Annotated in this window: 11 protein-coding genes and 1 pseudogene; 8 read left to right on the forward strand and 4 right to left on the reverse strand. The window is 72.9% G+C overall.

What is annotated here, in order from left to right; translation table 11 throughout:
• Window positions 1–4: 4 nt before the first annotated feature.
• From nadA to AB0P29_RS02070, 5 genes are read left to right on the forward strand one after another with little or no spacing between them, the layout of a single operon-like run.
• Complete coding sequence (gene nadA, locus AB0P29_RS02050; RefSeq protein ID WP_253033980.1) at window positions 5–1,333, forward strand: quinolinate synthase NadA; 1,329 nt, start codon at window positions 5–7, stop codon at window positions 1,331–1,333.
• Entirely contained in the window at window positions 1,330–2,874 is a 1,545-nt protein-coding gene (gene nadB / locus AB0P29_RS02055) for an L-aspartate oxidase (RefSeq protein ID WP_363378090.1), read from the forward strand. The genes nadA and nadB overlap by 4 nt, the downstream gene beginning before the upstream one ends.
• Window positions 2,874–3,731 (forward strand): carboxylating nicotinate-nucleotide diphosphorylase, encoded by an 858-nt coding sequence (gene nadC / locus AB0P29_RS02060; RefSeq protein WP_363378092.1) that lies wholly within the window; start codon window positions 2,874–2,876, stop codon window positions 3,729–3,731. Before nadB ends, nadC begins: the two co-directional genes overlap by 1 nt.
• Window position 3,732: 1 nt before the next feature.
• Entirely contained in the window at window positions 3,733–4,872 is a 1,140-nt protein-coding gene (locus tag AB0P29_RS02065; protein WP_363378094.1) for a cysteine desulfurase family protein, read from the forward strand.
• The gene (locus tag AB0P29_RS02070; RefSeq protein WP_363378096.1) at window positions 4,872–5,834 is read left to right on the forward strand and encodes a glycosyltransferase family 2 protein; all 963 of its coding nucleotides are present in this window, start codon (window positions 4,872–4,874) and stop codon (window positions 5,832–5,834) included. Before AB0P29_RS02065 ends, AB0P29_RS02070 begins: the two co-directional genes overlap by 1 nt.
• A gap of 19 nt (window positions 5,835–5,853) precedes the next feature.
• On the opposite strand, the gene AB0P29_RS02075 is transcribed toward AB0P29_RS02070, so the two are convergent.
• Window positions 5,854–7,737: an ABC transporter ATP-binding protein gene (locus AB0P29_RS02075; RefSeq protein ID WP_363378098.1), complete on the reverse strand. Its 1,884-nt coding sequence runs from the start codon at window positions 7,735–7,737 to the stop codon at window positions 5,854–5,856.
• A gap of 130 nt (window positions 7,738–7,867) precedes the next feature.
• On the opposite strand from AB0P29_RS02075, the gene AB0P29_RS02080 reads away from it, so the two are divergent.
• Window positions 7,868–9,343, forward strand: coding sequence for an MDR family MFS transporter (locus AB0P29_RS02080; protein ID WP_359917380.1), 1,476 nt, complete (start codon window positions 7,868–7,870; stop codon window positions 9,341–9,343).
• A 37-nt stretch (window positions 9,344–9,380) separates the two neighbouring features.
• On the opposite strand, the gene AB0P29_RS02085 is transcribed toward AB0P29_RS02080, so the two are convergent.
• On the reverse strand, window positions 9,381–9,518 hold the full coding sequence (locus AB0P29_RS02085) for a hypothetical protein (protein ID WP_363378100.1): 138 nt from the start codon (window positions 9,516–9,518) through the stop codon (window positions 9,381–9,383).
• Window positions 9,519–9,604: 86 nt separating this feature from the next.
• Between AB0P29_RS02085 and AB0P29_RS02090 the strand changes: the two genes are divergently transcribed.
• Window positions 9,605–10,165 carry a type 1 glutamine amidotransferase domain-containing protein gene (locus tag AB0P29_RS02090; protein ID WP_359917377.1) on the forward strand — a complete coding sequence of 187 codons (561 nt, stop codon included), beginning with the start codon at window positions 9,605–9,607 and terminating at the stop codon, window positions 10,163–10,165.
• A gap of 51 nt (window positions 10,166–10,216) precedes the next feature.
• Here the strand turns inward: AB0P29_RS02090 and AB0P29_RS02095 are convergent.
• A pseudogene (locus tag AB0P29_RS02095) lies at window positions 10,217–10,768 on the reverse strand (copper resistance CopC family protein).
• Window positions 10,769–10,906: 138 nt separating this feature from the next.
• Between AB0P29_RS02095 and AB0P29_RS02100 the strand changes: the two are divergent.
• Entirely contained in the window at window positions 10,907–11,077 is a 171-nt protein-coding gene (locus AB0P29_RS02100) for a hypothetical protein (protein WP_363378102.1), read from the forward strand.
• 10 nt (window positions 11,078–11,087) lie between these two features.
• On the opposite strand, the gene AB0P29_RS02105 is transcribed toward AB0P29_RS02100, so the two are convergent.
• Window positions 11,088–12,008 (reverse strand): helix-turn-helix domain-containing protein, encoded by a 921-nt coding sequence (locus AB0P29_RS02105; RefSeq protein ID WP_363378104.1) that lies wholly within the window; start codon window positions 12,006–12,008, stop codon window positions 11,088–11,090.
• Between the last annotated feature and the right edge of the window lie 100 nt (window positions 12,009–12,108).

Consider the following 12,108-nt stretch of genomic DNA (forward strand, 5'->3'; position numbering starts at 1 on the left):
CGACATGAGCGCCACCCCCGTCACCCTCCAGCCCCGCCCCGTGGACCCCAGGCCCGTGGATCCCAGCGTCGACCACGAGATCCAGGCGATCGTCGCCGGTGAGCTGACGACCGAGACCTGCACCACCGACCTCGCCGCAGGCCCCTGGACCTTCGACACCCGCCCCGGGTACGGGCCGGGCTCGTCCATGGGCGACGTCATCCCGACCGGGGCTCCTCGCCAGGGCGAGCTCCCCGCCGAGTACCGCGAGGCCGGCGAGGAGGAGCTCGCCGCACGGATCGTCGCCGCCAAGGCGACGCTCGGCGACCGCGTCGTGGTGCTCGGGCACTTCTACCAGCGCGAAGAGGTCGTCACCCACGCGGACTACGTCGGCGACTCGTTCCAGCTGGCCAACGCCGCCCTCGAACACCCCGAGGCGGAGGCGATCGTCTTCTGCGGCGTCCACTTCATGGCCGAGACCGCCGACCTACTCTCCCGTCCCGAGCAGTCGGTCATCCTCCCGAACCTGGCCGCGGGCTGCTCGATGGCCGACATGGCCGACATCGACCAGGTCGAGGAGTGCTGGGAGCAGCTCGCCGACGTCTACGGCGACATGGACACGCCGGATGCCGAGGGGCTGCTCCCCGTCGTCCCGGTGACCTACATGAACTCCTCCGCGGCGATCAAGGGCTTCGTCGGTCGTCACGGCGGAATCGTCTGCACGTCCTCGAACGCCCGCACGGTGCTGGAGTGGGCGTTCGCCCGCGGCCGGAGGGTGCTCTTCTTCCCCGACCAGCACCTCGGCCGCAACACCGCGAAGGCGATGGGGGTCCCGCTCGAGCGGATGCCGATGTGGAATCCGCGCAAGCCCCTCGGCGGATCGACCGAGGCCGATCTCGAGGACGCCCGGGTCATCCTCTGGCACGGGTTCTGCTCGGTGCACCGCCGTTTCACCGTCGACCAGATCGCCCAGGCGCGCGCGGAGCACCCCGGCGTCCGCGTGATCGTCCACCCCGAGTGCCCGATGGACGTCGTCGACGCCGCCGACGAGGCGGGGTCCACGGACTACATCCGCAAGGCCATCGCCGCCGCGACCGAACCGACGACGTTCGCGATCGGCACGGAGATCAACCTCGTCCAGCGCCTCGCGGCCCAGTTCCCGCAGCACGAGATCTTCTGCCTCGACCCCGTCGTCTGCCCGTGCTCGACGATGTACCGCATCCACCCGGGATACCTCGCGTGGGTGCTCGAGGGTCTCGTGGCCGGCGAGGTGCGCAACCGCATCCAGGTCCCGTCGGACGTCGCGGTTCCTGCGCGGGTCGCGCTCGAGCGGATGCTGGCGGCCAAGCCGTGACCACGGTCGTCGTCGTTGGATCGGGGATCGCGGGCCTCACCGCGGCTCTGCATGCCGAGGCCGCCGGCTGCCGGGTCACCCTCGTGACGAAGGCGGCACTGACCGAGGCGAACACCCGCTACGCGCAGGGCGGCATCGCCGGCGCGCTCTCACCCGCCGACCGCACCGCCGACCACGCGCGGGACACCCTCGTCGCGGGAGCCGGCCTCGCCGATCCGGGCGCCGTCGCCGTCCTGGTCGAGGAGGGTCCCGACCGCATCCGCGAGCTGATCGCGGCCGGTGTCGGCTTCGATCGCGACGAGTCGGGAACCCTCCGGGGCGGGCTCGAAGGCGCGCACTCCTTCCCCCGCATCCTGCACGCGGGCGGCGACGCGACCGGCGCCGAGATCCAGCGCGCCCTGGTCGCCCGGGTGCGTGCGAGTCGAGTGAGCGTCCGCGAGCACGCGTTCGTGACGGAGCTCGTGCGCGAGGACGGTCGGGTCGCGGGGGTGGAGCTCCACGGCGGCGAGCGGATCGAGGCGGATGCCGTGATCCTCGCCACGGGCGGAGCGGGCGAGCTCTTCGCGCATTCCACGAACCCGACCGTCGCGACGGGGGACGGCATCGCGCTGGCGGCGCGCGCCGGCGCCGCGGTGCGCGACCTGGAGTTCGTGCAGTTCCACCCGACCGTGCTCGCCGTCGGCGAGGCGTTCCTCGTCTCGGAGGCCGTCCGCGGCGAGGGCGCGGTCCTCCGCGACGAGGCCGGCCGGCGCTTCGCCCTCGAGTCGCACCCCGACGGCGAACTCGGTCCGCGCGACGTCGTCACGCGGGCGATCGCCGCCGCGATGGCGCGTCAGGGCGGCCGGCCCGTCCTCCTCGACGCGACCGGCCTCCACAGCAGCGACCCCGACCGCCGCGCGGCGTTCCTCGCGGCGCGCTTCCCGACGATCGACGCCGCGGTCCGCGCGCGCGGCCTCGATTGGGCCCGCGAGCCGATCCCCGTCACCCCGGCGGCGCACTACCTCATGGGCGGGGTCGTGACCGATCTCGACGGCCGCACCGACGTCCCGGGTCTCTACGCGGTCGGCGAGGTCGCCCGCACCGGGGTCCACGGCGCCAACCGGCTCGCCTCGAACTCGCTGCTCGAAGGCGCCGTGTTCGGCGCTCGCGCCGGGGCTGCGGCGGCGACCGACGCGGGGCGCCCCTGTCCCGTGCCCACGGGAGCGCCGGCATCGCCCGTCGTCGAGCCGGCGACCGCCGGCATCCGGCATCCGCCGTTCTCCCGGCGTGCACTGCAGGACGTGATGTGGGCGGATGCCGGGGTGTCCCGCGACCGCACGGGGCTGATGCGCGCGGCCCGCACCCTTGCCGCGTGGCGGGCGGAGACGCCGGCACCGGCCACGGTCCGCGCTCACGAGGACGCGAACCTTCTGCAGGTCGCGCAGCTCGTCGTCGCCGCGGCGACCGCACGCACCGGATCCGTCGGGTCCCACCTGCGCACCGACGATCCCGCCGCCCTCGCCGCACCGACCGCACGCACCGACCTGGAAGGCGCTGCCTGATGCTCTCCCCCGCCGTCATCGAGACGACCGTCCGCTCCGCCCTCGCCGAGGATGCGCCGTGGGGCGACCTCACGAGCGAGGCGCTCATCCCGGCCTCCGCCACCGCGACGGCGGAGCTCGTCGCGCGGGAGTCCGGCGTGTTCAGCGGCGGCGAGGTCTTCGCAGCGGCCTTCGCCCTGGCCGATGCGCGCGTGGCCGTCGACGTGCGCGCCGCCGACGGGACCCGGTTCGCCCCCGGCGACGTCCTCGCGGTCGTCACCGGGCCCGCCCGCGCGGTGCTCACCGCGGAGCGCATCGGCCTGAACTTCGCCCAGCGGATGTCGGGGGTCGCCACCCTCACGGCGCGTTACGTCGACGCGGTCGCCGGCACCGGCGTGCGCATCGCCGACACGCGCAAGACGACCCCGGGCCTGCGGGCGTTCGAACGCCACGCGGTCCGCAGCGGCGGCGGCGCGAACCACCGGTACTCGCTGTCGGATGCCGTCATGGCCAAGGACAACCACCTCGCCGTCCTGGTCCGCTCCGGGATGTCGGTGACCGACGCCCTCCGCGACGCGAAGACGCGGCTGCCCCACACGACGCACCTCGAGGTGGAGGTCGACCGCCTCGACCAGATCGAGGCGGTGCTCGCCGCCGGGATCGGCACGATCATGCTCGACAACTTCTCGCTCGCCGACCTGCGGACGGGAGTCGCCCAGGTCGCCGGGCGCGCGACGGTCGAGGCGTCGGGCGGCGTGTCGCTCGACACGGTCCGCGCGATCGCGGAGACCGGAGTGGACGTCATCTCCGTCGGCGCCCTCACCCATTCGGCGCGCGCGCTCGACCTGGGGCTCGACGTCCGCATCGACGAGACCTGACGTGCTCTACCTCGACCACGCGGCCTCCGGCCCGGTGCGCGCCGAGGTGCGCGAGGCGATGCTGCCCTTCCTGGGCGACCGGTTCGGCAATCCGTCGAGCCACCACACCGTCGGGGAGGATGCCGCGGGTGCGCTCGAGGACGCGCGGCGGCGGGTGGCCGCGGTGCTCGGCATGCGTCCGGGGGACGTGGTCTTCACGTCCGGGGCGACGGAGGCGAACAACCTCGCGATCAAGGGGGTCGCCGTCGCCGCCCTCCTGCGTCACGGACGCCCCGGCCACGTCGTCACCACCGCGATCGAGCACGAGTCCGTCCTCGCCTCGGTCGACCACCTCGAACGCGTCCACGGCGTACGGGCGACCCGCCTACCGGTCGACCCGCACGGCGTGCTGGACCCCGCGGTCCTCGCCGGCGCGCTGCAGGACGACACGGTCCTCGTGTCGGTGGGGTACGCCAACAACGAGATCGGCACGGTGCAGGATGCCGCAGCCCTCGCCGCCGTCACGGCGGGCAGCCGCATCCCCTTCCACCTCGACGCGGTGCAGGCGGCGGGATGGCTCCCGCTGTCGGGGACCGGCGCCGACGCCCTGTCGCTGGCGGGCCACAAGATCGGCGCACCCCAGGGGGTCGGCGTCCTCGCCATACGGGGCCGCATCCCCCTGGAGCCCGTCCTCCACGGCGGCGGTCAGGAACGCGATCAGCGCAGCGGCACGCAGAACGTCGCCGGCGCGGTCGGGTTCGCCCTCGCGCTCGAACTCGCCGAACGCGAGCGCGACGCCGCCGCCGCCCGGGTCACCGTCCTCCGGGACGCCTTCGTCGCCCGCGTGCAGGCGCTCGTCCCCGAAGCGGTCCCCACGGGGCATCCGACGCGTCGCCTTCCCGGCACCGCGAGCTTCACGTTCGCGGGGGTGAGCGGCGAGGCCGTGCTCCTCGAACTCGAACGCCGCGGGGTGGTCTCCTCGAGCGGCTCGGCCTGCGCGGCGGGCAGCGACGAACCGTCGCACGTCCTCGTCGCCCTCGGGATCGCCCCCGAGGTGGCGCAGACGTCCGTGCGGTTCAGTTTCGGCCACCACGCCGCGGGCGACCCGACCGGGATCGCCGACGCGGTCGCGGCCTCCGTCGCGGCGGTACGATCGCGGTGATGAGCTCCCCGACCGTCACCGTCATCGTGCCCGGCCGCGATGTCGGCGCCTTCGTGGACGAAGCCCTCGCCTCCCTCCGCGCACAGACCCGCAGCGACTTCCGCGCGATCCTCGTCGACGACGCCTCGCGGGACCGGACGGCCGAGGCCTTCGCCGCCACCGCGGCGGCGGATCCCCGCTTCCGCCTCGTGCGCCACGAGGTGGCCCGCGGCCTCGGCGCATCGCGCAACGAGGCGCTCGAGCTCGTCGACACCCCGCTCGTCGGCTTCTTCGACGCCGACGACGTCATGACCCCTCGCGCGCTCGAGATCCTCGTGGGGAGCCTCGAGGCCTCCGGCAGCGAGGTCGCCGTCGGCGCGTACGTCCGACTGCGAGCGGATGCCGCGGGGCACTACGCCCCCGGGGTCGTGCAGCCGTGGGTCGCCGCCTCGACCTCCCCCGCCCGGCGCGGCACGAGCCTGGCGGAACACCCCGACGTCTCGGGCAACATCGTCGCGTGGTCGAAGGTGAGCCGCCTGGACCTGTGGCGCCGCGAGGACCTGCGGTTCACGGAGGACAAGGCGTACGAGGACCAGGTCGTCGCCCAGCAGCTCTACACCGCGGCCCGCGGCATCGACGTGATCCCCGACGTTGTCGTCCACTGGCGCGAGCGCGCCGACGGCACCTCGATCACGCAGCTCCGTCACGCGGTCCCCGTCCTGCAGGACTACCTCGACGGCATGAGCGGCGGCCTCGCGATCCTCGATGCCGCCGGACGCACCGCCGCCGCGCGTTCGCGGGTGCGCCTCATCCTCGGAATGGACGTCCCCGCCCTCGTGAGGATCGCCGAACACCACCCCGACGACACCTACCGGAAGCTCCTCGGCGCGTTCACCCGTGGACTCACCGAGCGCGCCGAGCGCGACGGCATCCCTCTCGACGAGGACTCCGCCGCGCTCCGGGCCGCCGCCCTCGCCTGGTGACGCGCGGGCCCGGTGCGGATCAGACCGCGCCCTCGATGCGACCCGCCGCGATCTGCTGGGCGGCGAGCTCCGCGTAGAGACCGCCGAGAGCGAGGAGCTCGGCGTGCGTGCCGGACTCGACGATGCGCCCGCCGCTCACGACGTGGATGACGTCCGCGGCGACGACCGTCGAGAGCCGGTGCGCGATCGACAGGGTGGTGCGCCCCCGCGCCGCCTCGTCGATCGCCTCCTGCACGACGCGTTCCGAGACCGTGTCGAGCGCCGAAGTCGCCTCGTCGAGGAGCAGCACGGGCGGGTCTTTGAGCAGCACGCGCGCGATGGCGATCCGCTGCTTCTCCCCGCCCGAGAGCCGGTACCCGCGCTCGCCCACGATCGTGTCGTACCCGTCTTCGAAACCCGCGATGACGTGATGGATGTTGGCGGCGACGCACGCGGCCTCGATCTCGGCATCCGTCGCCTCCGGCCGGGCGTAACGCAGGTTGTCGCGGATCGAGGCGTGGAAGAGGTACGTCTCCTGCGACACGATCCCGATCCGGTCGATGATCGAGGCGTGCGCGAGGGTGCGGACGTCGGCACCGGCGAACAGCACCGTGCCCGCCGCCGGCTCGTACAGGCGCGGGGCGAGGTAGAGGATCGTCGTCTTGCCGGCCCCCGACGGTCCCACGAACGCGACGTGCTGGCCCGGCTCGGCGACGAAGGACACGCCGTCGAGCGTCGCGGGGCTCTGCGGACCGGCATCCGGGTATCGGAAGGACACGTCGCGGAACTCGATCCGTCCGAGCGGACCCGGCGCCGCCGTCACGTCGATCGCGTCGGGGCGGTCCGTGATCGCGGGGCGCAGGTCGAGGTACTCGAAGATGCGGGCGAACAGGGCGCGCGAGGTCTGGACGTCCAGCGCCACGCGCATGAGACCCATGAGCGGCATCAGCAGGCGCGCCTGCACCGTCGTGAAGGCCACGACCGCACCGGCCGTGATCGCGGGGCCGTCGCCCGAGATGAAGAGGCCCGCGACGAGGTAGATGACGGCGGGCACGGAGGACATGATGATCTGCACGACGGCGAAGAAGCCCTGACCGCTCATCGCCTGCCGCACCTGCAGGCCGATCTGCGTGCGGTTCTCGGCGGCGTACCGCTCGGACTCTGCGCGCTGGCGGTTGAACGACTTCGACAGCAGGATGCCGGAGACGCTCAGGGTCTCCTGCGTGATCGCGCTGAGCTCGGAGAGGGACTCCTGCGTCTGCCCCGCGATGCGCGCCCGCACCTGACCCACCCGGCGCTGGACGAGCACGAGGATCGGCATCATCACGACGGCGATGAGGGTCAGCCGCACGTCGATCAGCACCATCGCGACGAGCGCCGAGATCACCGTGACGGTGTTGCCGAGGATGCTCGTGACCGTGTTGGTGAGCACGCCCGAGACGCCGCCGACGTCGTTCTGCAGACGGGACTGGATGACGCCCGTCTTCGTGCGGGTGAAGAAGCCGAGGTCCATGGCCTGCAGGTGCTCGAACATCCGCACCCGCAGGTCCCCCGTGACGCGGTTGCCGACGGTCGAGGTGAGCCAGGTCTGCGCGATGCCGAGCCCCGCGCCGAGCACGAACAGCGCGATCATCGAGAGGACGAGGACACCGAGCAGGCCGAGCCGGGGCGACGAACCGTCGACGGGGAAGAGCGCGTCGTCGAAGATCCGCTGCACGAGGAGGGGCGGGATGACGCCCACCGCCGCACCCGCGACGACGAGGACGGCCGTCACCGCGAGCCGGCGGCGGTACGGCCGGAACAGCGCGGCGACGCGGCGGCCGAGGTCGGGGACCTCGGGGGCCGACGCGTTGCGGCGGCGCTGGGCCTCCTCGTCGACCGCGCGGAACCCGCCCCGCCCGCCTCCGGGTCCGCCCATGCTCATGCCGTCACCATAACCCCGGGTCGGGGTCGCGGCGCCGGCGCGGGAATGCCCGACTCACAGCATCCGTTAAGCTGAACGGCTCGCCCGGGCCCGGCACCTCCGCCGCATCCCGCCCACTCGAAGGATCCCCGTGCCCCTTTCGGACACCGCTTCCACTCCCGTCGTCCCGACCGATTCGCGACCCGCCAGAACGGGTCCGGTCATCGCGCTGCTCGTCGTCGCCGCATTCGTCGTCATTCTGAACGAGACGACCATGTCGGTCGCACTGACCGACATCGTCGCGGACCTGGGCATCACCGTCGCCTCGGGTCAGTGGCTGACCACCGGCTTCCTGCTGACGATGGCTGTCGTCATCCCGTTGACCGGCTTCCTGCTCGAGCGCTTCCCGCTGCGCTCCGTCTTCTTCGCCGCGATGAGCCTGTTCGCCGCCGGCACGCTCATCGCCGCCCTCGCCCCCGGCTTCGGCTTCCTCCTCGTGGGCCGCATCGTGCAGGCCAGCGGCACCGCGATCATGCTGCCGCTCCTGTTCACGACGGTCCTCAACATCGTTCCCCCGTCGCACCGCGGACGGATGATGGGCCTCATCTCCGTCGTCATCGCGGTCGCGCCGGCGATCGGCCCGACCGTCTCCGGCGTGATCCTGTCGACGCTGACCTGGCACGCGATCTTCTGGGTCATGCTGCCGATCGCCCTCATCGCCCTGGCGCTCGGAGCGGTGTGGGTCAAGAACGTCACCACGACGCGACCCGATGCGCGCTTCGATCTGCTCTCGGTCCCCCTGTCGGCCTTCGGCTTCGGCGGGCTGATCTACGGCTTCAGCGCGATCGGCGAATCGGCATCCGGTCACACCCCTGTGCCCGTCTGGATCCCGCTCGCCGTCGGCGCCGCATCCCTCGTCCTCTTCGTCCTGCGCCAGCTGCACCTGCAGAAGACCGACAGCGCCCTCCTCGATCTCCGGACGTTCCGGACGCCGGCCTTCTCGCTCGCGATCGTGCTCGTCGTCATCGTCTTCATGGCGCTGTTCGGGTCGATCATCCTGCTCCCCATCTACCTCCAGCAGGTCCTCGGCCTGGACGTGCTCGGGGTGGGGCTCGTGCTGCTCCCCGGCGGCATCCTCATGGGCGCGATGGCGCCGTTCGTCGGCAACGCGTTCGACCGCTTCGGACCGACCCCCCTCGTGATCCCGGGGATGCTGCTGGCCGCCGCGGCCCTGTGGGGCATGACGTTCTTCGGTCCGGACACCGGCGTCGCCTTCGTCATCGCGGTGCACCTCACGCTGAGCCTGGGGCTGGGACTCACGTTCACCCCGCTCATGACGTCCGCGCTCGGCTCGCTCCCTCGCCGGTTCTACCCGTACGGTTCGGCGACGGTCGGCACGCTGCAGCAGGTCGCCGGCGCCGCCGGCACCGCCGTGTTCGTCGCGATCATGACCGTGGTCACGGCCGGCGCCATCGCCGACGGCAGCGACGAGGTCATCGCCAAGGCCGACGGCATCCACGCGGCGTTCCTCGTGGGTGCGATCGTCGCCACGGCGGCGGTCGCCCTCGCCCTGTTCGTCCGGAAGCCCGCGGAGGGCGACGTCGATCTCCCGGCCGCGGCGCACTGATCCCCGCCGCGCCTTGACGCCGCCGGGGCGGGAGCCGTCAGTCGATGCTGCAGCTGCCGCCGCCGCAGCACGCGGCGCCCTGATCGAGGATCTGGAGCGACGGCTTCTCGTCGGCGGCATCGGTCGTCGGGGGGACGGGCTGCAGGTTCGGGGTCGGCAGGTTCGACATCGCCATGTCGATCAGCCTACGCCGCATAAACGCGGGCGGGGCCGCGGTCAAGGGCCCGCCACCGGCGCGGGCCGCGGCGTAACGTGCGGGCCATGAGCAGCACCGACGGAACCCTCAGCGGAAAGCGTGTCGCGTTCGTCGCGACCGACGGATTCGAAGACAGCGAACTGACCTCGCCCTGGCAGGCGGTGACGGATGCCGGCGCCACCGCCGTGCTCGTCTCCCCCGACGCCGGGAGCATCACCGGTAAGAACGGGCACGAGCAGCGGGTCGATGTGACGACCGAGGAGGCGGAGGCCGCGGACTTCGACGCCCTCGTCCTCCCGGGCGGTGTCGTGAACGCGGACGACCTGCGCCTGGACGCGGCCGCCGTCCGCCTCGCGCGCGACTTCTTCGCGCAGCACAAGCCGGTCGGCGCGATCTGCCACGCCGCCTGGCTGCTGGTGGAGGCCGACGTCCTGGGAGGGCGCACCCTGACGAGCTACCCGAGCCTGCGCACCGACCTCGTCAACGCCGGGGCGACGTGGCAGGACGAGGAGGTGGTCGTCGACGCCGGCCTCGTGTCGAGCCGCACCCCCGACGACCTGCCGGCGTTCGACGCCAAGCTCGTCGAGGAGATCGCCGAAGGACGTCACGCGGCGCAGACCGTCTGACCCACCGGATGCCGCACCCCCGCAGGCGCGCGGGGTGCGGCATCCGTCGTCTCAGCTCTCGTCCGACCGGGTCCGGCGACGGGAGAGGACGATGCCGACGACGACGGCGATCACGGCGACCGCGATCACCGAGCCCACGACGACGGGAAGCAGCGCACGGTCGTCGCCCGGGAGGGCCTCACCGGCGACGTCGTCGGAGGTGATGGGGGCGCCGCCGCCGACCGTGAACGGGATGGTCCCGCTGATGGGGTGCCCGTCGCTGGAGACGACACGCCACTCGACGACGTAGCCGGCGGCCGGCAGCTCCCCGTCGAGCGCCATCGTGAGGGTGTTGGTGTCGATGGTCGGATCGCCCTCCGCTCAGTCGCGCCCCTCCGCGTCGAAGACCGCGACCGTCGCCCCCTCGGTCATGATGGCGGCCGAGTACGTGAGGGTGATCTCCGCGGGCGCCTCGGCCAGATCGGCGCCGGCGGCCGGGGAGCTCCCGACGAGCTCGTCGTGCGCTGCGGCGGGGTTCGCGACGGTCAGGACCGCCGCCAGAGCGCCGACGATGCCGGCGAGAGCGGCGCGGACGGAGGCGGGGAGGGACGAGAGGACGCGCATGCCTCGATTCTCCCGCGTCCGGCCGTGCGGGAGGTCTGTGCGACCGGCGCTAGCCACCGGCCCCGTCCGGCGCAAGGCGGGCACGACGCGACGGGCTGCGGGGTAGCGTTCACGGACGACACGACGAGAGGACCGGCGATGACCGACGACACCGCAGGAGTCGACAAGCCCGAGGACCGTGGCGCGCCGAGTGCCGAGTACGGCGTCCGGGTGAGCGAGCACGACGGGGTGACGCGCATCGACATCGCCGACGACGCGGTCGCCCGCCCCGGGCCCGGACCGGGTCAACCCGAGGCCGACGAGGACTGACCCGCGCGCGTCAGAGCCCGAGGAGCTCGTGGGGCGTCGTCCCGTAGCTCCGCAGGTGGTCACGGGTGAGCCCCGTCTCGGTGAACCCCCAGCGTGAGGCGACTTCGGCGACGGTCACCGTCCCGTCGAGGGGGGCGCGCAGAATGTCGGCGTGCGCGGCATCCAGCCGGACCGCCGCCAGGTGCTCTGCGGGGGTGCGTCCCGGAACGGAGTGGGTGCGGAACGCGCGGTCCAGCGCCGCCGAGCCGACACCCGCCGCAGCGGCGGCGTCGTCGATCGTGATCGGCAGCGAGGCGTGGTCCTCGAGGAAGGCCACCGCCATCCGGTAGGCGGCCTGCTGCTGCGCGATCGTCTCGCGCCGGACGCGGGCATCCTCGACGGCGGCGAACGTTTCGAGGGTGGTGACCGCGAGCGAGCGGAAGACGGACGCGCGGACGAGGTCGTTGCCGAGGAGGGACTCGGTGTCGAACGCCAGCGCTGCGGCGGAGCGCCACGCCCGGGAGAGAGCCGGAGTGGACGGGGCGGTACCGCCGAATCGCAGCGTCAGGGTGTCGTCGTTGTACACGGTCCGCGCAACGTCCGTCAGGACCTCGACGGGGAGCGCGACGACACGGACCCGGGCGTCCTGGAGCCGGCAATCCAGTGTCCCCGGCTGGAACAGCACGGGAGCCTCAGCGGTGCCCCGGACGCCGTCGACCTCCCATTCGTAGCGGTCGTCGCTCTGCACGACGATGACGGCCTCGAGCTCGCAGGACGCGCTGTAGCCGCCCTCCACGTGCAGCCGGCGGAGACCGAACCGCTCGTCGCCGGTGCTCGATTCCTCGAAGACGAGGTCGTCGGCGTCGAGCTGGACGTTGCCGTAGCTGCGCCGGATGTAGGCCTCGGCCTCGCCGAGATCCGCGGAGCGGAAGTGCTCCTCGAGCACGGTCATGGGGTCTCCTCACACCGGTGCACGGGTCTCATCCTATGATCCCCTCGCATTCTCCGGGCCGGCGGGATCGATGTGCGCAAAACGGATATCCGTGCGCATA

It is taken from the genome of Microbacterium sp. NPDC080220 (assembly GCF_040686395.1).
Taxonomy (GTDB): Bacteria; Actinomycetota; Actinomycetes; order Actinomycetales; family Microbacteriaceae; genus Microbacterium; species Microbacterium gawkjiense.

Coding starts and splice junctions, on each gene's coding strand:
- nadC (WP_363378092.1), top strand. CDS start 2,874: ATGCTCTCCCCCGCCGTCATCGAGACGACCGTCCGCTCCGCCCTCGCC.
- AB0P29_RS02090 (WP_359917377.1), top strand. CDS start 9,605: ATGAGCAGCACCGACGGAACCCTCAGCGGAAAGCGTGTCGCGTTCGTC.
- nadA (WP_253033980.1), top strand. CDS start 5: ATGAGCGCCACCCCCGTCACCCTCCAGCCCCGCCCCGTGGACCCCAGG.
- AB0P29_RS02085 (WP_363378100.1), bottom strand. CDS start 9,518: ATGGCGATGTCGAACCTGCCGACCCCGAACCTGCAGCCCGTCCCCCCG.
- AB0P29_RS02075 (WP_363378098.1), bottom strand. CDS start 7,737: ATGAGCATGGGCGGACCCGGAGGCGGGCGGGGCGGGTTCCGCGCGGTC.
- AB0P29_RS02100 (WP_363378102.1), top strand. CDS start 10,907: ATGACCGACGACACCGCAGGAGTCGACAAGCCCGAGGACCGTGGCGCG.
- AB0P29_RS02105 (WP_363378104.1), bottom strand. CDS start 12,008: ATGACCGTGCTCGAGGAGCACTTCCGCTCCGCGGATCTCGGCGAGGCC.
- AB0P29_RS02070 (WP_363378096.1), top strand. CDS start 4,872: ATGAGCTCCCCGACCGTCACCGTCATCGTGCCCGGCCGCGATGTCGGC.